At 50.6% G+C, this 20,494-nt stretch carries 19 protein-coding genes and 1 pseudogene; 1 reads left to right on the forward strand and 19 read right to left on the reverse strand.

Features of this window, described 5'->3' with window-relative positions; all coding sequences use genetic code 11:
- Positions 1 to 10: 10 nt before the first annotated feature.
- The 19 genes and pseudogenes from ACESZP_RS06780 to ACESZP_RS06870 all read right to left on the reverse strand — a co-directional run bounded on the left by ACESZP_RS06780 (position 11) and on the right by ACESZP_RS06870 (position 19,352).
- Positions 11 to 415, reverse strand: a complete 405-nt coding sequence (locus tag ACESZP_RS06780) for a DUF4313 domain-containing protein (RefSeq protein ID WP_499708558.1) — start codon at positions 413 to 415, stop codon at positions 11 to 13.
- Positions 410 to 661: pseudogene (locus ACESZP_RS06785) on the reverse strand (ParB N-terminal domain-containing protein); the annotation flags it as partial. The pseudogene ACESZP_RS06785 and the gene ACESZP_RS06780, both read right to left, overlap by 6 nt.
- Positions 618 to 1,439 carry a ParA family protein gene (locus ACESZP_RS06790; protein WP_148337531.1) on the reverse strand — a complete coding sequence of 274 codons (822 nt, stop codon included), beginning with the start codon at positions 1,437 to 1,439 and terminating at the stop codon, positions 618 to 620. The gene ACESZP_RS06790 and the pseudogene ACESZP_RS06785, both read right to left, overlap by 44 nt.
- Before the next feature lie 450 nt (positions 1,440 to 1,889).
- Positions 1,890 to 2,753 carry a ParB/RepB/Spo0J family partition protein gene (locus tag ACESZP_RS06795; RefSeq protein ID WP_148337529.1) on the reverse strand — a complete coding sequence of 288 codons (864 nt, stop codon included), beginning with the start codon at positions 2,751 to 2,753 and terminating at the stop codon, positions 1,890 to 1,892.
- A 315-nt stretch (positions 2,754 to 3,068) separates the two neighbouring features.
- On the reverse strand, positions 3,069 to 5,699 hold the full coding sequence (gene ppdK, locus ACESZP_RS06800) for a pyruvate, phosphate dikinase (protein ID WP_499708487.1): 2,631 nt from the start codon (positions 5,697 to 5,699) through the stop codon (positions 3,069 to 3,071).
- Between the two features lie 770 nt (positions 5,700 to 6,469).
- Complete coding sequence (locus ACESZP_RS06805) at positions 6,470 to 7,858, reverse strand: glycine--tRNA ligase (protein WP_499708489.1); 1,389 nt, start codon at positions 7,856 to 7,858, stop codon at positions 6,470 to 6,472.
- 19 nt (positions 7,859 to 7,877) lie between these two features.
- Positions 7,878 to 8,465 (reverse strand): hypothetical protein, encoded by a 588-nt coding sequence (locus ACESZP_RS06810; protein WP_349165137.1) that lies wholly within the window; start codon positions 8,463 to 8,465, stop codon positions 7,878 to 7,880.
- 89 nt (positions 8,466 to 8,554) lie between these two features.
- Positions 8,555 to 9,208, reverse strand: a complete 654-nt coding sequence (recO, locus tag ACESZP_RS06815) for a DNA repair protein RecO (protein ID WP_178038107.1) — start codon at positions 9,206 to 9,208, stop codon at positions 8,555 to 8,557.
- The gene (locus tag ACESZP_RS06820) at positions 9,147 to 9,335 is read right to left on the reverse strand and encodes a hypothetical protein (RefSeq protein WP_499708490.1); all 189 of its coding nucleotides are present in this window, start codon (positions 9,333 to 9,335) and stop codon (positions 9,147 to 9,149) included. The genes recO and ACESZP_RS06820 overlap by 62 nt, the downstream gene beginning before the upstream one ends.
- Before the next feature lie 106 nt (positions 9,336 to 9,441).
- Positions 9,442 to 10,356 carry a GTPase Era gene (gene era, locus ACESZP_RS06825; protein WP_178038106.1) on the reverse strand — a complete coding sequence of 305 codons (915 nt, stop codon included), beginning with the start codon at positions 10,354 to 10,356 and terminating at the stop codon, positions 9,442 to 9,444.
- 53 nt (positions 10,357 to 10,409) lie between these two features.
- A complete protein-coding gene (locus tag ACESZP_RS06830; protein ID WP_499708492.1) occupies positions 10,410 to 13,334 on the reverse strand; it encodes an insulinase family protein in 2,925 nt (974 codons plus the stop codon).
- Between the two features lie 78 nt (positions 13,335 to 13,412).
- Entirely contained in the window at positions 13,413 to 13,697 is a 285-nt protein-coding gene (locus ACESZP_RS06835) for a hypothetical protein (RefSeq protein WP_499708494.1), read from the reverse strand.
- Positions 13,660 to 15,261: a transglutaminase-like domain-containing protein gene (locus ACESZP_RS06840; RefSeq protein ID WP_499708496.1), complete on the reverse strand. Its 1,602-nt coding sequence runs from the start codon at positions 15,259 to 15,261 to the stop codon at positions 13,660 to 13,662. Before ACESZP_RS06840 ends, ACESZP_RS06835 begins: the two co-directional genes overlap by 38 nt.
- Positions 15,262 to 15,283: 22 nt before the next feature.
- Positions 15,284 to 15,499 carry a hypothetical protein gene (locus ACESZP_RS06845; protein WP_499708497.1) on the reverse strand — a complete coding sequence of 72 codons (216 nt, stop codon included), beginning with the start codon at positions 15,497 to 15,499 and terminating at the stop codon, positions 15,284 to 15,286.
- Positions 15,463 to 16,116, reverse strand: a complete 654-nt coding sequence (locus tag ACESZP_RS06850; protein ID WP_499708499.1) for a DUF58 domain-containing protein — start codon at positions 16,114 to 16,116, stop codon at positions 15,463 to 15,465. The genes ACESZP_RS06845 and ACESZP_RS06850 overlap by 37 nt, the downstream gene beginning before the upstream one ends.
- Before the next feature lie 191 nt (positions 16,117 to 16,307).
- Positions 16,308 to 16,565 carry an HPr family phosphocarrier protein gene (locus tag ACESZP_RS06855; RefSeq protein ID WP_178038103.1) on the reverse strand — a complete coding sequence of 86 codons (258 nt, stop codon included), beginning with the start codon at positions 16,563 to 16,565 and terminating at the stop codon, positions 16,308 to 16,310.
- 84 nt (positions 16,566 to 16,649) lie between these two features.
- Positions 16,650 to 18,269, reverse strand: a complete 1,620-nt coding sequence (gene ptsP / locus ACESZP_RS06860; protein WP_178038102.1) for a phosphoenolpyruvate--protein phosphotransferase — start codon at positions 18,267 to 18,269, stop codon at positions 16,650 to 16,652.
- Positions 18,270 to 18,512: 243 nt separating this feature from the next.
- Positions 18,513 to 19,106 carry an ECF transporter S component gene (locus ACESZP_RS06865; RefSeq protein ID WP_178038101.1) on the reverse strand — a complete coding sequence of 198 codons (594 nt, stop codon included), beginning with the start codon at positions 19,104 to 19,106 and terminating at the stop codon, positions 18,513 to 18,515.
- 66 nt (positions 19,107 to 19,172) lie between these two features.
- Positions 19,173 to 19,352: a hypothetical protein gene (locus ACESZP_RS06870; protein ID WP_499708501.1), complete on the reverse strand. Its 180-nt coding sequence runs from the start codon at positions 19,350 to 19,352 to the stop codon at positions 19,173 to 19,175.
- Positions 19,353 to 19,583: 231 nt separating this feature from the next.
- Here ACESZP_RS06870 and ACESZP_RS06875 point away from each other — a divergent pair, with 231 nt between their 5' ends.
- Entirely contained in the window at positions 19,584 to 20,462 is an 879-nt protein-coding gene (locus tag ACESZP_RS06875; RefSeq protein WP_499708503.1) for a beta-1,6-N-acetylglucosaminyltransferase, read from the forward strand.
- Positions 20,463 to 20,494: the final 32 nt, after the last annotated feature.

Here is a 20,494-nt window from a genome sequence, read left to right on the forward strand (position 1 = left end):
AAATATTTCTTCATCGCTCCATCCCGCGGCTCTTTTTCTTTACCGGCTTCTTATCCGGCAGATTCCACTCTTTCCGAAACTCCGCCACACCTTTGGGGTCAAATGCCTTCAACTTCTCCAGATCAAAGGCAACAGCAGAATATTTCCCATAACCGGACTGCACCTGATAGGGAAGCACCTTCCCCAATTTGTTCTCTTTGATGAATCGCAGCAAGTCCTTGCTGATGTCACCGGAAATAAACGCCTCTCCGGGGTCCAGGGAATACCCCGGAAGGTTCACCGTCATATCTGCAAACGGTTCTGCCCCATCTTCTGTATGGGTAATCATGCCGATATAAAGCCGCTGATTATTCGCATACATCCCAAGTTGCAGCGATATGGTTTCTTCCCCATATTCCCACTTGAAGGGTACCAGCTCATAACTGCCATCAGGCAGAGGTCTGGCAATCGCAGGAACCAACACGCCATACTTTTTGATGCTGTCTGCGGTTTCTATCATTGCATCATCATCCTTGACCTTGAAGGGGTGATCCTTGAACGGATGCAGTTCAGATAGGGGAATTTCCTGGATTTTTTCCAGTTGCTCGTCTTGCCGACTTTCTTCAGTAGAAAACAGGTCATCTACTGAGGCCAGCTCTATTTTTTTCGCGCTGCTTTTCAAGTTTCATCACCTCCTGGGTCAGATTCTTGTAACCCTCGGCCACTTTGCCCTTGGGGTCATGGGCAAAAATACTCTTGCCCTCGGCACTGATTTCCTTTGCTCGGACAGAATGGGGAATCTCAGTTCCGAACACTTTGATTTTGCTGCCGTAGGTTTCTCGCAGCAGAGCCGCAATCTCCTTGGCAAAGTTGGTGCGGTTGTCCACCATCGTCAGCAGGATACCGTCGATCTGGAGCTTGGGGTTGATCTGCCGTTTCACCTTATTGACCGTCTGGAGCAGCTGTTCCAGGCCCTTGGCGGGCAGATACTCCGCCTGGACGGGGATTATGACCCTGTTGGCCGCCGCCAACGCATTGACCGTAAGCATCCCCAGGGAGGGCTGACAGTCAATCAGGATATGGGAATACTGTCCCTTGAGCGTGTCCAGGTATTGCCGCAAGATGGTCTCACGGCTCATGGCGTTCACCAGGGAGACCTCCATGCCGGAGAGCTGGATGTCGGCAGGCATCAGGTCAACGCCTTCCGGGTGGTGCAGGATGCCCTCGCCGGGGCGCATCGGCTCGTCCATCAGGATACGGCCCATCGCGTCGGACAGAGTAAAGGGCAGCTTGTCCGGCTGGGGATGGCCCAGGCTGATGGTCAGGCTGCCCTGCGGGTCTCCGTCGATCAGCAGAACTTTCTTCCCCGTCTGCGCCAGCCCGATACCCAGATTTGCGCAGGTGGTTGTCTTGCCAACGCCGCCTTTCTGGTTGGCGATGGCGATAATTTGTGTGTTCATTTCAGTTTCCTCCTGTGTCTTGAACAGAAGATGGAATGTAAAGAGGGTAAACTACCCCCTTGGGTTTTCTTAAAATCAAGAACATTTCGGCATCCTTTTGATTTAGGATTCATTTATCACGGTTCTGTACCGGACACTCCCATTGCCTGCGACGCTTTTAACGCTCGGACTGTGGCTGAGTGTAAGTTTTCCCCCTGTCCCTGGATCGTGGCCTCAAGTTATCAAGCTCTTTACCGGCGATAGGGAAGTCGCTCGACCCGTAGGCGTCATGGCGTATCACCGGAGTGGCTCTCCGAGGGACGGTTGTACCTGATGTTCTTCTGAATTTTCAAGGTCCACGAGATGTAACTCTCACTTGTAGGCCACGGCAGAGGCCGTTTGTTGCGCAAAAAATAAAAAAAGGAGCAGAAAATTTTTCTGCTCCCTGTTGTGACAAGGTATAATGACCTTTTATTGTGTGTAGCCACGCTTTTTACTCCAATTTCTAATCAACAGTAAAATCGTGTTGTGCATCTGTTCACTATTGTAATGCGAGGGGAAATACTGCTTGATTTCTTCTTCTTCAACAATCATCGGCTCTCTCTGGTTTGGTTTCTTTTCCGATAAGATACAAACCAAGTAATCTTCTGTAAAGTCTGATTCACTGGCCTTTTCTCGGATGGCTTTTGCCTGAGAAATAGATGGGGTTGCTTTTAGTGCTACCATTACCTTATATAGTAGCCTCTGTTGCTTCTTGTCCAAGTAGGAAATAGATACTGCTGGATTCAATGCCATTTTTCGATTATCAACCATTTCAAGGATTTCTGGTATCAATTCAGTAAGACGGATATAGCGAGAAATTTGGTTGCGACTTTGACCGACTTGTTCAGCAATTAACTCTCTGGATTCTTTTCCGACACACTTCCGCCCAAGTTGGGCGGAAGTAAATCCTTTACGCCCCTGATGGCTCATAGCTACCAACTTCATTTTGTATGCAAAGGCTCTTTCACTTGGGAGAATCGTTTCACGCTGAAGGTTTGCATCTACCATGTTTACAACTGCCTCATCATCCGTCATAGACCGGACTAAAACAGGCATCTCAGAGTAACCCAATACTTCACAAGCCGCTTTGCGTCGATGACCAGAAATTAGTTCATAACAATCCTCACCAATCTGGCGAGCCACCGCTGGATGAATTACACCGTGAATTTCAATGCTCTCAACAAGACGCCGAAATTCCTCATCGTCTCGTACCTGAAAGGGATGATTCTTAAATGGCTTCAGTTGTTCCAAGGGAATGTTTTTTACTGCTTGCCTTTGATCGTCTCGTCTCATAATGGCCTCCTTTACTGAAAGCTGAATTCGTCCAAAATTACGGAATTGGCTGCTGTGAAAATAGCAGCGAGCATGGACAAAATGTATTTTTGAAATCAGAATACATTTTTGCGTTCCCATTTAGATTTGTACAAACAGCCCAAAATAACAACAAAAAACCCCCGCACATTGCCCAATTGGGAATGTACGGGGGTTTTGGTGATTAGATATAAACCTCCACGGTCAAATCATGCCATTTTGACGGTTTTATGCCGTATCCATGGGATTTATAGAAGGTTTGCGCTTCATCAAATCCAATGGTGAATGACAGAACTCTTACTTGCGGGGGTTCTTGATAGCAGCCTGTGCTGCCGCCAGTCTTGCAATCGGTACACGGAACGGTGAGCAGGATACATAGTCCAGGCCAATCTTATGGCAGAACTCTACGGAAGACGGGTCTCCGCCGTGCTCGCCGCAGATACCTACATGCAGGTTCGGATTTACCGGCTTGCCAAGCTTGATAGCCAGCTCCATGAGCTTGCCTACGCCTGTCTGATCCAGCTTCGCGAACGGGTCGTTCTCCAGGATCTTCTTATCGTAGTACGCGTTCAGGAACTTGCCTGCGTCGTCACGGGAGAAGCCGTAGGTCATCTGGGTCAGGTCGTTGGTACCGAAGCAGAAGAAGTCCGCATCCTTTGCGATAGCGTCTGCGGTCAGGGCTGCTCTCGGGATCTCGATCATGGTACCAACCTCATACTTCAGGTCGATGCCTGCTGCCGCGATCTCAGCGTCTGCAGTCTCTACTACAACCTTCTTTACAAACCTCAGCTCTTTCTCCTCACATACCAGCGGAATCATGATTTCCGGTTTTACATTCCAGTCAGCGTGTGCCTTCTTTACATTGATAGCCGCGCGGATGACAGCTCTGGTCTGCATCTTCGCGATCTCCGGATAGGTAACAGCCAGACGGCAGCCTCTGTGGCCCATCATCGGGTTGAACTCATGCAGGGACGCAATGATGTTCTTGATGGTCTCTACAGATTTTCCCTGTGCCTCTGCCAGCTTCTCGATGTCAGCTTCCTCAGTCGGAACAAACTCATGAAGAGGCGGATCCAGGAAACGGATGGTAACCGGGCAGCCCTCCAGAGCCTCGTACAGCTTCTCGAAGTCTCCCTGCTGATAGGGCAGGATCTTCTCCAGTGCCGCTTCTCTCTCTTCTGCGGTATCGGAGCAGATCATCTCACGGAATGCAGCGATTCTGTCTTCCTCGAAGAACATATGCTCGGTACGGCACAGACCGATACCCTCAGCACCCAACTCGCGTGCTTTCTTCGCATCCGCCGGTGTATCCGCGTTGGTACGAACCTTCAGGGTTCTGAACTTGTCAGCCCATGCCATAACGCGGCCGAACTCGCCTGCGATCTTCGCGTCCGCGGTCGGGATCTGTCCATCGTAGATATTGCCTGTAGTACCGTCGATGGAAATCCAGTCTCCCTCATGGTACTCCTTGCCAGCCAGTGTAAACTTCTTATTTGCCTCGTCCATAGCGATATCGCCACAGCCGGATACACAGCAGGTTCCCATTCCACGGGCAACAACTGCCGCATGGGAGGTCATACCGCCACGAACGGTCAGGATACCCTGTGCAACCTTCATTCCTGTGATATCCTCCGGAGAGGTCTCCAGACGAACCAGAACAACCTTCTCACCTCTCTCATCCCATTTCTCAGCATCCTCTGCGGTAAATACGATGCGTCCGCATGCTGCTCCCGGAGAAGCTCCCAGACCCTTGCCGGCCGGTGTAGCTGCCTTCAGCGCTGCAGCGTCGAACTGCGGATGAAGCAGAGTATCCAGGTTACGCGGGTCGATCATAGCTACAGCCTCTTCCTCTGTACGCATACCCTCGTCTACCAGGTCGCAGGCAATTTTCAGAGCTGCCTGTGCGGTTCTCTTACCGTTACGTGTCTGCAGCATGTACAGCTTGCCGTGCTCTACGGTAAACTCCATATCCTGCATATCTCTGTAATGATCCTCCAGGATCTTGCAAACCTTATTGAACTCCTCAAATGCCTCTGGGAACTTCTCGCCCATCTCAGAGATGTGCATCGGAGTACGAACGCCTGCTACTACGTCCTCGCCCTGTGCATTGGTCAGGAACTCACCGAACAGTCCCTTCTCACCGGTAGCCGGGTCACGGGTGAAGGCTACGCCGGTACCGCAGTCGTCGCCCATGTTACCGAATGCCATGGACTGTACGTTAACTGCCGTTCCCCAGGAATAGGGGATATCGTTGTCACGACGGTATACGTTCGCACGGGGGTTGTCCCAGGAACGGAATACAGCCTTGATTGCTCCCATCAGCTGCTCCTTCGGATCATCCGGGAAGTCTGCGCCGATCTTCTCTTTATATTCTGCCTTGAACTGATTAGCCAGCTCCTTCAGGTCTTCTGCTGTCAGCTCTACGTCCTGCTTAACGCCCTTCTTCTCCTTCATAGCGTCAATCAGTTCTTCGAAGTACTTCTTTCCTACTTCCATTACAACGTCAGAGTACATCTGAATAAATCTTCGATAGCAGTCCCATGCCCAGCGGGAATTGCCGGATTTCTCTGCGATTGCGTTTACTACGGTCTCATTCAGACCCAGGTTCAGAATGGTGTCCATCATACCCGGCATGGATGCACGAGCGCCGGAACGAACGGATACCAGCAGCGGATTCTCAGCATCACCAAACTTCTTGCCGGTGATCTCTTCCATCTTGCCGATGTACTCGTTGATCTGTCCCATGATCTCTTCGTTGATTTCCTGTCCGTCCTCGTAGTACTGGGTGCAGGCCTCTGTTGTGATAGTAAAGCCCTGCGGTACCGGAAGTCCCAGACCTGTCATCTCTGCCAGATTTGCTCCCTTTCCACCCAGAAGATTACGCATCTGCGCATTACCTTCTTTGAATAAATAAACCCATTTTGCCATTGCCCTGTTTTCCTCCTGTTAATTATGTTTGATCCCGGCTATCTATGCGTTCTCTCCCAATGCATAAAAATAGCGCGGGATCTGTGGTCAACGACCAAACCCTGCGCACATGTATAGTGTAACACACTCGTAATATTTGTCAAGCTTATTTCGTGGATTTATCATAAACTTCACCCGAATTGCGGAACTGTTTTTGTTTATTTTTTAACTATCTCACAGGAATCCACATATCCAGATTTGGCGGATTGATGCTATGTGCAGAGAAAGAGGCTGCCGGTCTGCCCGTCGGAACACGCAGATTTTCCTACTCCTCGCAGGCGGCTTATCCGCGCCCGACCGCCAAACTCGGCCTGCGGCCTCAAACAGTGGCTCCTTCGGGCGCTGCCAGCCTGCTCGTCCCTACGGAAAATCAGCTAACGTTCCGACGGGCAGACCGGCAGCCTCTTTCTCTGGGATGGACGTCATCGTAGACCGAACCCCCGTCCTTCATAGTCAGAAACAGGAAAAATGCACCCCTGGCTGACGTTAGCTTATTTTCCGCTGCTTCTGTCTGCGCTAGGCAGCACCCATCGAGCCGAGTTTTTCATAGAATCCTGCTTGCAGGATTCCCCCGCCTGTGGCAATTTCCTCTTGCCACAGTGCGATCCTCCCGGAGGGAATTGCGCATTTATGCGCAGTCGGGTGCGAATAAGCCTCGCGGACAGAAGCAGGAAAATAATGCGTGTCAGCCAGGGGTGCATTTTTCCTGTTTCGTCCTATATGAAATAAAATTAGAATGTGAATTTCTCCGCAAAGTAAGCATCCAGCTCGTCAATCTTCACACGAACCTGCTCCATGGTATCACGATCACGGATAGTAACCGCGCCATCTGTCTCAGACTCAAAATCATAGGTCACGCAGAACGGCGTACCAATCTCATCCTGGCGGCGATATCTCTTACCGATATTACCTCTGTCGTCAAACTCACAGTTATACTTCTTGCTAAGCTGCGCGAAGATCTTCTCCGCGCCCTCGTTCAGCTTCTTGGACAGGGGCAGCACGCCGATCTTCACCGGTGCCAGTGCCGGATGGAAATGAAGCACGGTACGCACGTCGCCGCCCTCCAGCTCCTCCTCGTCGTAGGCTGCGCACAGGAACGCCAGAACTACGCGGTCCGCGCCCAATGACGGCTCGATAACGTAGGGGATGTATTTCTCCTTGGACTCATCGTCAAAGTAGGACATATCCTGTCCGGATACATTCTGATGCTGAGTCAGGTCATAATCGGTTCTGTCTGCGATGCCCCACAGCTCGCCCCAGCCGAACGGGAACAGGAACTCAAGGTCCGTAGTCGCCTTGCTGTAGAAGCACAGCTCCTCCGGAGAATGATCGCGGGCACGCATCTCGTCGTCCTTCATGCCGAGGGACTTCAGCCAATCGATGCAGTACTGCTTCCAGTAAGCGAACCACTCCAGGTCAGTACCCGGCTTGCAGAAGAACTCCAGCTCCATCTGCTCGAACTCCCTGGTACGGAAGGTGAAGTTACCCGGTGTAATCTCGTTACGGAAGGACTTACCAATCTGTCCGATACCAAACGGGATCTTCTTTCTGGAGGTTCTCTGTACGTTCTTGAAGTTTACAAAGATACCCTGCGCAGTCTCCGGACGGAGGTATACGGTATTCTTCGCGTCCTCGGTAACACCCTGGAAGGTCTTGAACATCAGGTTGAACTGACGGATATCGGTGAAATCATGCTTTCCGCAGGACGGACAGCAGATATTGTGCTCATCCACATAAGCCTTCATTTCTTCCGGGGACCATGCGTCTACAGAGCCCTCGATCTCAATGCCGTTCTCAGCCATATAGTCCTCGATGAGCTTATCGGCACGGAAACGCTCCTTACAGCTCTTGCAGTCCATCAGCGGGTCGGAGAAGCCGCCCAGATGTCCGGACGCTACCCAGGTCTGCGGGTTCATCAGGATGGCACAGTCTACACCCACGTTGTACGGATTCTCCTGTACGAATTTCTGCCACCATGCGCGCTTTACATTGTTCTTAAGCTCTACGCCCAGATTGCCGTAATCCCAAGTGTTGGCCAGACCGCCGTAAATCTCAGAACCCGGATATACAAAGCCTCTTGCCTTTGCCAGAGATACAATTTTGTCCATTGTCTTTTCCATTTGCTTTTCTCCTCTTCGCTTATTTATAAATGATATATGACAGTCCGCCGTCTGCGACAGCCGCCTGCTTTTTACCGGTTACATTTACATTGCCTCCTGCGGATACCGCAAGAATCGTGCCGGGAACCTCTACCTTCACAGTCTCATCGGTCTCCATCACCAGAACCTTCGCCTCGTCCGCGCCGTCCAAGTCACCCAGTGAGAGCTTCGCCCCGTCTGCATCAAGCAGTTCGCCGTTCAGCTCATAACCCCCGGCCTGCGCTTCCGCCACGGTTCCGTTGAACAGCGTCGTCTCCGTGTAATCCTCATAGTATTCGCTTCCGTCAAAGACCAGCTGCAGGGTCGCAGTCCCGTCCTTTACCTCGAACTTCTTCATGGTAATATGGTCGGTGGCATAGTTCTTATTATACTCTGCAAGCTCCGACTCTATCTCACCTTGAAGCTCTTCGGAATCGTAGAAATCCTTGTCAAATTCCTCCACAATCGTGTCGGTTATCTTTCCTTTTTTGTCTACCGCAATCGTACTCTCCTTGGGGACAGAACCGCCGCAGCCGATCAGAACCGATAACATACAGATCAGGAGACAGAAACAGACTGATTTTCTCATCGATACTCCTCCCACTTCTCTTCTGAGGTAATTACCTCAGGGAATCCCATATAGTATAGCGTCTTTCCCGGCATTTTTCAACTGAAAATTCACTTCACACAGGTCTCCAGAACATCCAGCGACTTAAAATGCCCCTCCATATACCGCTCCCGGTACCGGTGCAGCACAAACCGCAGCTCTCCCAGCACCTGCTGCGACACGTTAAAGGTATATAATTTTTCGATGGATGAGGCCGCAATATACTGTAAGGTATACAAAGTGGATTCGCAAATGTCCAACTGCCCGAAGTCCGGCGGACATTCGCCGTTCACCACCAGCACCTTCAGTTCATATATGTAACGGATCAACTCGTTGGGGATGCTTGGTTTACATAACGCTCTCAAGGACTGATACAGAAGCTTCAGCATCTGCAGCTCATCGTTGGCCTCTCTGGTATAATATTCCGCCAGCTCGCAGAAATAGAACCCGTAGCAGGCCCCTTCGAAATCGCCGCTGAGCTCATGAAAGTAATTGGAGGCCTTCGCCTGCATCAGATTATAAGAGGTACGGCCCTCGTAGACCGAAAATTCGCCGAAGACAAAGGAATTGCAGACCGCCAGAAGGGGACTGTTCTGCCGCCTGGCCCCTCTGGCAAAGGCTGTAATCTTGCCCCGTTCCCGGGTCAGAAGGATGATGCGCTTGTCATAATCCCCCTGGGGATAAGCCGCCAGCACCAGGCCGGTCACTGTGATCATTTGTCCCATATTCCGTATCCGCCCTCCGGCTTTCTCCTTTCTCCCGTGCGTCATCTGACGCCCGATCCCGGGTAATCCCTTTGTAGCTTAAGTAGTCTTCCACCGCTCCGGTCAGTTCAAACTGTTCCCATGTCATGTGCTTCGCCCCTGTTATCACGTAATTCTGAATCTACTCTTAATGTATCCAGATTCCGCACAGGTATGCCCGCAAATAAATGGTAAACGGCACGGTTCGTTACTCCTTACATTTCCAAATCTTTCTTATCATAACCAAAGTTCTTAATCAGAAAATCGCTGTCCCGCCAATCCTTCTTGACCTTGACCCAGAGCTGCAGATTCACCTTCATCTCCAGCATATCCTCGATCTCATAGCGGGCTGCGCTTCCGATTTTTTTAAGCATGCTTCCCTGCTTTCCGATGATGATGCCTTTATGGGAATCCCGCTCGCAGATGATGGTAGCGTCGATATCGCAGACCCTGCCGTTTGGCCGCTCCTTCATCTTGTCGATGGATACCGCGATACCGTGGGGAATCTCCTCATTCAGGCAGCGCAGAGCCTTCTCCCGGATAAGTTCCGCCACGATCTGACGCATGGGCTGATCGGTCACTGTATCCTCGTCATAGAACTTCGGTCCGTAGGGCAGATATTTGAAAATCTGCTTGATAAGGGTGTCGGTATTATCGCCGCTTAAGGCGGATACTGGTACAATCTCGTCAAACTCGTGGAGCTTCCGGTAGGTATCGATGACCGCCAGCAGCTCCTCCTTCTTCACCGTGTCCGTCTTATTGATAACCAGAATCACCGGAGTCTTTACTTTCTTCAGCTGCTCCGCGATATGCTGCTCGCCTGCGCCCACGAAGGTGGTGGGCTCCACCAGCCACAGAATTACATCGACCTCTTTCAGCGTCCGCTCCGCCGCATTGACCATATACTCGCCCAGCTTATTCTTGGCCTTGTGGATACCCGGCGTGTCCAGGAATACAATCTGTCCCTCGTCGCAGGTATAGACCGTCTGGATACGGTTTCTTGTGGTCTGGGGCTTATTGGATGTGATGGCGATTTTCTGGCCGATCAGCTTGTTCATCAGGGTGGACTTTCCCACGTTAGGCCGGCCAATCAGAGTGGCAAAACCGGATTTACAATTGTTATTTTCCATATACATTCTCCATTTTATGTACGGCGGACGCAGAGGCGCCCACCGGTTGTCTCTTAGTGGAACAGACTCTCCGTCATCTCAAACAGATCCTTCTGTTCCTCCAGCTTTTCCTCATTTCCAATGACACAGATATGGTTCTGGGAAAGCATTGCTTTCAGGTAGGGCGCCAACGCGCGGATCTCTTCGATACCACAGCCAAGCACCTCGTCCCGCTCCTTCTGTACCTGTTCTTCGGTGACTCCGGTCATCCAGGCGCTTAAGGAACGCATGCCCTTGGCTCTGGCGTTCAGCGGCGTATCCATGGAACTGATGGTTCCGATGATATACTTGGTCATATCGCGATCGGATACATCGAAATGCTCTGTGTAATCCACGCTCTTCTCAAATATCTCATTGGTCTTCCGAAGGTTCGGATCCCGGTAGGATACCAGATAGCCGCTGCCGGTGCGGGTGTAATTGTTCATGCAGCCGTAAGCGCCGCCCTTCACACGCACATTATTCCAGAGGTAATCGTAGCTCATGATGATCCGCAGTACCTTCAAGGCTCCGATGTACGGAAGTCCCGCTGCCCGGAAGCTTCCGGCCCGGGCCACATACTGAATCTGCGCTGAGGTTTTCAGGCCCTCATTCTTATGCTCCGGAACCAGCGCCCACACCTTTTTCTCTGCGCCGGTATTCGGATGCAGTGCCGCCGTCAGCTTCGTAACCTCCTTATCCAGCCCCGTGAGGCTCTTTTCCTCGCCGGTATAGCTGACCAGCAGATTTTCCGGGCAGAACAGCATCCGCGCAAGCTCTGCAAGCTTCTCTGCCGCCGTCTCCCATTTCTCCTCGAAGTTCGTATCCAGATCTTCAATGAAATGATAAAAGTCCACGCCGCCGGTCATATCGGAAAAGGCCGCGCTGGATGAGAAATAGGACATGGCACGAAGGGCCGCCATGGAGTGTCCGGAGGTCTGAAACGCCATCTGCTGACGGGATTTGGTCTCCGCCACGATTTCCTTAAGGCGCTTCTTATCGTGAAGCTTCGAGGTCATCAGCATCTCCCGCAGCATAGCAAAGGCCACGGGCTCCTCCTCGTAGAGAGCCTTACTCTTCACCTCGAAGACTGCCGTATAATCCCGGGGGTTCTGTACGCTGTCGTAGCTTCCCACACTGCAGGAGATACCGCCTGTGTGCAGATTCAGCTCATTGGCAAAATCACCGTAGGTGTAATGCTCTGTGTCTAGCTGACCGAGGGCCGCTTTCAGAAGTCCCAGATAGGGAATCAACTCCACCGGAATACCGCCTGCCCGAAATACCAGATCCACATAACCGATGCCATTGGTGAACAGATCATGGTAGAGCACGTCGGTGTCTCCGGCCTTTCGCAGCTCATTCTGGAAGGGCTGTGCTTTCTTGTCGATATCCTCCCGGGCAAGAAGCGGAATCTTCGCCAAATCCTCCTGGGGCGACGGCTCGCTCTGATACTCCTTCAGATGCTTTGTAAATTCCACAATCTGCTTCTTTTCTTCCGCGCTCAGGCTGTTCCTGTATGCCTCCAGCTTTCTCTTAAGCTTCTCATCCTGCTCTGCGGTCAGACCCTTCCTCGGGCGAATCAGTACCAGCGAACCATGGGGATTATCCAGCAGACAGGTTTTAATGAGACCTTCAAAATAGCCCTTATCCGCCTGTTCTTTTAAGAACGCGAAATTGTCCAGCGCCTCCAGGTGGAGGAACGCACTGTCATCCTTATAAAGCCAGCTGTCAAAGGCCTGTAAGCCGTACATCAAACCAGCCGGATAATTGCCGAAATCAGCCTCCCGGTAACGGAATTCGAAATAGTTGATACCGGCGCGGAGAGCCTTTTCATCCAATCCCTCCTCCGACAGCTTCTTTAAGGTACTCTCAATCACTTCTACAAATGCGTCTTTCTGATCTTCATTCGCGTTTTTCGCGATAATTGAGAAAACAGGCTGCTTTACGCCATTGTCGTAGGAGCTCATAATATCGTGGCCGATACCCGCGTCCAGAAGCGCCTGCTTTAAGGGCGCACCAGTGGCAGATAAAAGCACGTACTCCAGCACCTGCATAGCCAGATAAAGCTTCGCGTCCAGGGTGTCGCCCACAGATTTATTGTAGGAAAGGTAGGTGTTGTCCTCCTCGCTCTCTTCTGCGGAAATGGAATAATCCTTTATCAATTCGCGCATTTTTTCAAAGGGAGCCTGAGTCTGCACCTCGGAATCAATCTCCTGATAATCGTAGTGGCTCAGATAGTTCTCGTCAAGCCACTGAAGCTTCTCGGCCATATCACAGTTTCCATACAGGAAAATGTAACTATTAGAGGGATGATAATAGCGGCCATGGAAATCCAGAAACTGCTGACAGGTCAGATCCGGAATAAACTCCGGGTCTCCGCCGGACTCATTGGCATAGGTGGTATCCGGGTAAAGGGAGTTCAGAATCTCCCGCTCCAGTACGCCCTCCGGGGAGGAAAACGCGCCCTTCATCTCATTGTAGACCACGCCGTTCAGAGTCAGGTCGCCGTCCTCGCTGTCCATCTCGTAATGCCAGCCCTCCTGGCGGAAAATTTCTTCTTTATTATAGATATTCGGGTAAAATACCGCGTCCATGTAGACATGAATCAGATTCTGAAAATCTTTATCATTGCAGCTGGCAATGGGGTACACCGTCTTATCCGGATATGTCATGGCGTTCAGGAAGGTATTCAGGGAGCCCTTCGCCAGCTCCACAAAGGGATCCTTTACCGGGAACTCCCGGGAACCGCACAATACGGAATGCTCCAGGATATGGGCCACGCCCGTATCATCCGGCGCCGGGGTACGGAAGCCGATATAAAATACCTTATTTTCATCATCGTTGGATAAGAGGCATACCTTTGCCCCTGTCTTTTTATGCTTCAGATAATAGCCGACGGAATTTAACTCCGCAATCTCACGCTTTTCCACCAGCTCATAGGACTGTAATTCTTCTATGGTCATCGTTTTCTCTCCTGCCTTTCTATTTGCCTGCCATACAAGCGGGCATTTGTTAAATAGTATACCACTTTTTTCCGAAATTTATTTTTTTTTAAAAACCAGATATCGGATCCGCAGCCGTACGGCCAGACCGGTGCTTCTTGCGGCCTCCGTCAGCTTATCCAGAAAGCTGTACAGGGTACGCTCCTCGAAAGGCTCCAGAAAAGCCTCTCCATAGACCGCTTTTTCCAAAAGCTGGCTGGCCCGCTTGTATTCCCCGGTTTCTATCATACGGAATCGCCCGGCCAGTTCCTGATCCACCTCGTCGGCGGCCCATCCCAGACTTGCATCAATGCCCAGAAGCTGCGATATGATATCCTTCCACATAACGTGCCGGGACTCCATGATACCGAAGGGCCTGAACTGCTGCGGACGCATATTGCACCGCATTTCCCTCCCGGCTTTCGGTCAGGAACCACCGTACCGCATCTTTCCCTTCCGGAGTTGCTTTGGGATTATCTGTATATTGGGCGCCCTCCTCCAGTTTCTTACGGATATGACTGATCGCGCTATAAATACCGTCGCTCTCTGTCTCGTAATCCTCCCAGAACCAGGTCTGCATAAGCTCTTCCAGTCCATCATCCACTGTCGTATAATGGCGATACACGAAATCCCGATATACCGCCTCTGCGTCGCTATACTGCTTCTGTTCCCCGTTCTCGGGACTGCGGACCCAATCAGAGACAATCGTCAGTTCGGAGGGTCTGGAATCGGATAGTTCTTCTACTTTATAATTACGCTGGCCCACAAGCCCCCGGCTCAACAGCTTCTGATCCTTCTTCTCCTTGCTCTCACCCATAATTACCTGATTCAGAGATGCCGGAGCGTAAAAATAATAACGGCTGCCTTCCTCCACATAGATCTCTATGCCATTGTTCTCCGGCCGTTCTGCTTCATCTCCCAGAGCATAATTCTGTGCCGGTTGGGTCAGCGGATCAAAGCCCTGCGCTGCCAGCCATTTGAGGATACCGGAATCTTCTCCTCCGTACGCAGAATCCGGAAGCGCTTTCCAGCCATCCTTTTCCAGGACTCCTCCTACGAAAGCTCTGAGATACAGTTCCTTTTCCTGTCCGCTCCGTACGGTCATAATGGTTCCGTTTTCTTTTCGGAGCCTGTCCGCAGCCCGGATATCACCACCCGGAAGCCGATCCGCTCCGTATCGGAGCTCATGAAACTGTTTTTTGGTCGTTTCCCTGGCTGTCCGGATGCCATCTATTTCCTGTTGCGGCGTCAGAACTGCACAGACGCAGAGAATACCGGCCGCTGCCAGCATCCACGCGCGCATACGGTTCGACATCTCCATGTACGCTCCCGCCATGCAACTCCCCAGCATTCCGGTCAGTAAAAGAGCGCATGCCATCGGAGAAAATTCCTGCTCTGCCAAAAGGAGACAGATCCAGAACAGGCTATATACCCCCACTCCCAGCTTATGTCCTCCATACACAAGAAACCACACCAGCTCCGCCTGTAAAACAGTTATCCACAGCACTGCTTCCCAAAGTCCGGCCCCTGAATTTCCCACCGGTAACAGTTTAAATCCAGCCTGGTGAATCTGATTCCATCTGGAAATCAGAAGATTCATCCATACAAGCTGGCCGTTCACTCCCCTGATTCCAGTCAGCAAAAGCAGAATTCCCCATGGAAGCAGCACCAGAAGCCGGAAAAGCGCCTGCTTTCTTCCCAGTATCTTACCGGCCTCCATACAGCCCAGGCTCAAAAGACTCATTAGAAACGGCAGCAGAAGATCCGGAGCCTGATTCCCGCAGAAACTGATATATGCCGTCATACCGCCCGCAAACGTCATACACACCGGGAGCATTTCCCACATCACGGATCCGTATGAACTTTTTCGGCCATCCGACTGAATCCTCTGTATCGTCTGCCCTTTCATCGCTCTAGTCTCCTGTCTTTCTCTAGCATATCACCCGATATGCCTCCTTTGCTTCCTGAACCACCGGGATCTCTACCACGTCGCAGGTCTGGTTCAGCTTTATATGTGCAAATTCCGTACCCGCTACCGCGCTGATCACAGTAATGTTGATTCTGCCCTCCAGGCTGTTCAGCTCCTTCAGATATTTTCCGGACGAAATAATCAGTATCTTTGAAAAATACTGTTCCATATGCTCCATGATAAAATACCGGATTCCCGTCCGCTTCTTTCCGGCAGTCCGATACTCATCCACTGTGACAAGGCATCCTGAAACTCCCTGGAGCTTCGCACCTCAGAAAGCCTCAGACCGTACCGGGCCGGAATTGCCACATAAAAGGCCGCGCACTGTCTGATCAGCTGCTCGCCAACGGAGGCGAACAGCGCTATCGCCGTATTGAGCTGCTGAAGGGTCTTTTCGTTTTCCAGTTCCTCCAGACCCAGATCCGGCATCAGAACCACCTGATAATGGGAAGGATCACTTGCTTCCTTCACCACCAGCTTGTCCAGCTTACCTGACAGCTTCCAGTGAATGGAGCGCACATCGTCACCCGGAGCATATTCACGCAGGTCAAAGATTTCACTGGGATCATTTCCCTTCCTGTTCTGCAGCACCCCGTCGTTTTTGGGGGAACCGATGGCATCCCGGGACAGCTCCGCATTCAGATTGCTCAAAGCCAGCTTTGTCCGGATATTTTTCGTCCTTCTTGACAACAGTATTCCTGCATATACCGCCGCTATTGCCAGTTCTGCGCACCCTATTATCACCAGGCCGAAATGGTCTCCTAATACACACAACTCATTCATTACAAATTCCATCGGTCTCTCCCCAATTATATCACACTATTAACATCATATTACCATAGCACTTTTTTCCATTTTTCGCAACTATTTGGCCTAAAATATATAGTGTGAGAGCCTTTCGTCAGCGCTGTAAAGCAAAAGAAGCTGCAGGAAGATTTTTACACTTCCCGCAGCTTCTTTCTCTTTTTATAAATTATTTGATAATCTTACAGGTTGGTCTCGAAGAAGGTCTTGATAGCCTCGAATGCTGCATCCTCATCCTCACCGTCAACAGTAACGGTAACCTCTACGCCCTGCTTAACGCCCATGGACATAACTGCCATGATTCTCTTAGCGTCTGCTTTCTTAGCGCCGCTGTCCAGAGTGATGGCACTCTTGAACTTTGCTGCTTCCTTTACCAGAAGTCCTGCCGGTCTTGCGTGAAGTCCCAGCTCATCCTGTACTACATACTTAAACTCTTTCATGTTAGATTCTCCTTTTATTTGATAAAATTTATAGCTGCAAGCCAGACTGCCTCCGGCCGACTATCGTTATAAAGTACCCGAAGCTTATTCTGCCTCGCGAATCTTCTTACGCAGCTCCAGAGTAAATACCGGAGATACGGACAGCTCGTCGATACCCATCTGGATAAAACGGCGTGTCAGCTCCATGTCTGCTCCCAGCTCTCCGCAGATACCGCACCATGCGCCGTGTGCGTGCGCGCACTCGATGGTTCTCTGAATCATACGAAGTACTGCCTCGTGATGCGGATCATAGATATCGTCCAGAGACTGATTCTGACGGTCGATAGCCAGTGTATACTGGGTCAGGTCATTGGTTCCGATGCTGAAGAAGTCTACTTCCGGAGCCAGCATATCCGCAATCATAACGGCTGCCGGTGTCTCCACCATGATACCAAGCTCCACATCGCCGAAGGGGATGTCAGCCTGGCGCAGCTCGTCCTTTACTTCCTCTACGATCTCTTTGATCTTCTTAACCTCCGCCACAGAGATGATCATCGGGAACATGATGGAAGCGGTACCATATGCACTTGCACGGTAAATAGCGCGCAGCTGTGTCTTAAATACTTCCGGTCTGTGCAGGCAGATACGGATAGCACGGAAGCCCATAGCCGGGTTCTCTTCCTTCGGAATCTGGAAGTAGTCAGCCTGCTTGTCTGCTCCGATGTCCAGAGTACGGATGATGACCTTCTTGCCATTCATCTTGGAGATAACGTTCTTATATACCTGGAACTGCTCCTCCTCGGTCGGGTAGGTATCGCGGCCCAGATACAGGAACTCACTGCGGAACAGACCGATACCTTCGGAGTCATTTGCCAGCACAGCATCCACATCCTCTTCACTTCCGATATTGGAATACAGATGGATATGCTTGCCGCTCTTGGTTACAGTCGGCAGTCCCTTCAGGCTCTGAAGCAGAAGCTTTCTTTCTTCCTCGCGCTTCTTCTTCTCTGTCATCACAGCTGTGGTCACTTCATCCGGCTCAATGTAAATCTTGCCTGTGAAACCATCTACGATACCGTCTTTACCGGTCAGCTCCGGATCCAGATCGATATCAGCGGTAACGATACACGGAATATTCATCATACGCGCCAGAATAGCGGTATGAGAGTTGGCGGATCCCTTCTGGGTAACCAGCGCCAGGATCTTGTCCTTCTCAAACTGTACGGTCTCGCTGGGTGCCAGATCCTCTGCCATGATGATCACCGGCTCCGGCATTGCCTCTGCGCTTACCTGTGTACCGCTTAAGATGGCAATCAGACGGCTGGAAATGTCGTTGACGTCCGCAGCACGTCCGCGCATATAGTCGTCATCCATGCTCAGGAACAGTGCCGCGCACTGCTCGCCTGTTACAAATACAGCGTACTCTGCGTTGACCTTGTCATTCTCGATCATGCCTGTGATGCCTTCAACGAAGTCCAGATCCTCCAGAAGCATCTGATGAGCCTCGAAGATCTCAGCCTCTGCCTCTCCCACATCCTTCATTGTCTTTTCCTTCAGCATCTCAAGCTGCTCTTTTGCCTTTGCTTTTGCAGCCATGTAGCGGGCTACCTCTGCAGCCGGATCCTCAATGGTGCTCTTCTCCACTACCTGCTTTGCTTTCTTATAAATGAAAAGCTTTCCAATCGCAACACCGGAAAATACGCTCTTACCCTGACGAGTTTCCATGAAACAATTCCTCCCTGAATTCAATTTTTTCAAATGCAAATTTGCCATACAGTCGAAAAAGAAGCCAAGCTCCACGGAAATAACGGGTGTCCTCCTTCCCCTCATTTTCGCGAAACCCGGTCTTCTTTTAAATCACTTTCTGTATGCAATATGTACTTTTTCTACATTCCAATATAACAGCTTGTAAATAAAAAGTCAATGCCGTTTATGACCATTTCAGGTTCTAATTGTTCATCAGAATTTCTAATTTTTTCCTTTCAATACCCCGGCCCGGAGCAGTCTTCCCCGGACTGCGCTTCCCAGCAGTACCGCAATGACCATTTTCACCAGATCGCCCGGAATAAACGGGATAACGCCTGCCCACAGAGCCGCCTGAAAATCCATGCCTGCGGAGTATGCCAGCCAGGCTGTGCCAAGCGCATACAGTACGATGGTTCCGAGAATCATGCCCAATGCCGCAAACGCGATATTTTTCCATTTATTTTCTGCGAAACGGCCCACAAAAGCTCCCGCAATCAGCGCCAGGAACAGGTAGCCTATCAGGTAACCGCCGGTCGGTCCGAACAGCTTGGCCGCACCTGCGCTTCCGCCTGCAAATACCGGAAGACCCACAAGTCCAAGAAGCAGATAAATCAGACAGCTTAAAGTGCCCAGCTTCATGCCCAGCACTGTGACTGCCAGATATACAGCCATGCTGCCCAAGGAAATCGGTACCGGACTTACGGGGATGGCAATGGAAATGGGGCCCAGCACACAGATTACCGCAGCCATCACAGCTGTGAGCGTCAGTTGATAGGTTGTAAGCTTTTTCGTTCCGTTTTTTGATTCAGTATACATCATTTTTTCTCCTTTTTATGTTCATCTTTTGCAGTATACCGAATTCATTTTCAATTGTCAACCATTTCATTTTGTAAGTTGACATTTTAATTCAGAAAGAAATTCCGGATTTTCCGCTTCCTTTTTATCAGCCAGTTCTTCCAGAATTTTCATTTCCTGCTCCAGCTCCCTGATCCAGCACGCTCTGATTTTCTCATATTCCGGATCTCTGAGCAGTCCCTTCTTTTTTTTGATTCGTCTCCGCATATTACCACCTTTCGTCTTTGTTCCGTGACATTATTTTTTTCACTATTATAGCATGTCCGCTACGTCTTATCTATCTTTTTCATCTGTTTTTCTCACCATCTTTCTCTGCTATTTATAAGAACGTATAGTGCCTTTATTTCCATACAAAAATGAAAGATTTTTTTACATTTTCATTTTTCTCTTTCTGTGGTACACTTACAGCAGATATTTTTTTGTATTTCAGAGGTTTTTATGAACAGACACGCTTTTTTGATTATGGCGCATAATCACTTTGATTTTTTGAAAATATTGCTGAAACGGCTGGACGATCCCCGCAATGACATCTATCTGCATGTGGATCGAAAGGCAGATGATTTTTCCGCCCGGGAGTTTGATTCCCTTCTTTCGTATTCGCAGCTGTATCTTACAGAACGGATGGACGTCCACTGGGGCGGCTACAGCCAGACAGCCTGCGAACTGATGCTTCTTCGGACAGCTGCGCCGGAGCATTACACTTATTATCATCTGCTCTCCGGATCGGATCTGCCCCTGAAATCTCCGGAGCAGATTCATACGTTTTTTGAAACCTATGCCGGGAAAGAATTTATCGCCTTTGATCCGGACTTTCCGGCTCCGAAAAATGTAGTGGAACGAATCTCTCTGTGGCATTTTTTCCGGGAAAGCAGATTTCCGCTGGCAGAACCGGCTGATCATGTGCTCACTCTGATCCAGCGGCTGTTCCGGGTCAATCGATTAAAAAACTGTGATTTTCAAATCCGCAAAGGCCCCAATTGGTTTAGCATCTCTGACAATTTTGTCCGGTATGTGCTGGAGCATGAGGACTGGATTCGAACGCATTTTTCTCATTCTGTCTGCGCGGATGAGCTGTTCTTACAGACCCTGTCTTTTCACTCGCCCTTCCGGGCCCATCTCTACGACGAAAGCGGGCAGACCGGCTCGATGGCGAATCTGCGGTACGTGGACTGGGAGCGGGGGACGGAGAACAGCCCTTATACGTTCCAGGAGGCCGATCGGGAAATGCTGCTGGGGCTGCCGCATTTGTTTGCACGGAAGTTTGACAGGGATATCTTCAGAGATAGGCCCTTTTCAAACTCGCAGCCTGGCAATTAAAAAACAGAGTGTTCCGGCTGACTGCCGGAACG

It is taken from the genome of Candidatus Dorea massiliensis AP6 (genome assembly GCF_964245105.1).
Lineage (GTDB): Bacteria > Bacillota > Clostridia > Lachnospirales > Lachnospiraceae > Laedolimicola > Laedolimicola intestinihominis.

Coding starts and splice junctions, on each gene's coding strand:
- ACESZP_RS06805 (WP_499708489.1), bottom strand. CDS start 7,858: ATGGAAAAGACAATGGACAAAATTGTATCTCTGGCAAAGGCAAGAGGC.
- ACESZP_RS06790 (WP_148337531.1), bottom strand. CDS start 1,439: ATGAACACACAAATTATCGCCATCGCCAACCAGAAAGGCGGCGTTGGC.
- ACESZP_RS06840 (WP_499708496.1), bottom strand. CDS start 15,261: ATGAAAGGGCAGACGATACAGAGGATTCAGTCGGATGGCCGAAAAAGT.
- ppdK (WP_499708487.1), bottom strand. CDS start 5,699: ATGGCAAAATGGGTTTATTTATTCAAAGAAGGTAATGCGCAGATGCGT.
- ACESZP_RS06865 (WP_178038101.1), bottom strand. CDS start 19,106: ATGTATACTGAATCAAAAAACGGAACGAAAAAGCTTACAACCTATCAA.
- ACESZP_RS06845 (WP_499708497.1), bottom strand. CDS start 15,499: ATGGAGCATATGGAACAGTATTTTTCAAAGATACTGATTATTTCGTCC.
- ACESZP_RS06875 (WP_499708503.1), top strand. CDS start 19,584: ATGAACAGACACGCTTTTTTGATTATGGCGCATAATCACTTTGATTTT.
- ACESZP_RS06870 (WP_499708501.1), bottom strand. CDS start 19,352: ATGCGGAGACGAATCAAAAAAAAGAAGGGACTGCTCAGAGATCCGGAA.
- ACESZP_RS06855 (WP_178038103.1), bottom strand. CDS start 16,565: ATGAAAGAGTTTAAGTATGTAGTACAGGATGAGCTGGGACTTCACGCA.
- ACESZP_RS06820 (WP_499708490.1), bottom strand. CDS start 9,335: ATGACATGGGAACAGTTTGAACTGACCGGAGCGGTGGAAGACTACTTA.
- era (WP_178038106.1), bottom strand. CDS start 10,356: ATGGAAAATAACAATTGTAAATCCGGTTTTGCCACTCTGATTGGCCGG.
- ACESZP_RS06830 (WP_499708492.1), bottom strand. CDS start 13,334: ATGACCATAGAAGAATTACAGTCCTATGAGCTGGTGGAAAAGCGTGAG.
- ptsP (WP_178038102.1), bottom strand. CDS start 18,269: ATGGAAACTCGTCAGGGTAAGAGCGTATTTTCCGGTGTTGCGATTGGA.
- ACESZP_RS06810 (WP_349165137.1), bottom strand. CDS start 8,465: ATGAGAAAATCAGTCTGTTTCTGTCTCCTGATCTGTATGTTATCGGTT.
- ACESZP_RS06795 (WP_148337529.1), bottom strand. CDS start 2,753: ATGAGACGAGACGATCAAAGGCAAGCAGTAAAAAACATTCCCTTGGAA.
- ACESZP_RS06850 (WP_499708499.1), bottom strand. CDS start 16,116: ATGGAATTTGTAATGAATGAGTTGTGTGTATTAGGAGACCATTTCGGC.
- recO (WP_178038107.1), bottom strand. CDS start 9,208: ATGGGACAAATGATCACAGTGACCGGCCTGGTGCTGGCGGCTTATCCC.
- ACESZP_RS06835 (WP_499708494.1), bottom strand. CDS start 13,697: ATGTGGAAGGATATCATATCGCAGCTTCTGGGCATTGATGCAAGTCTG.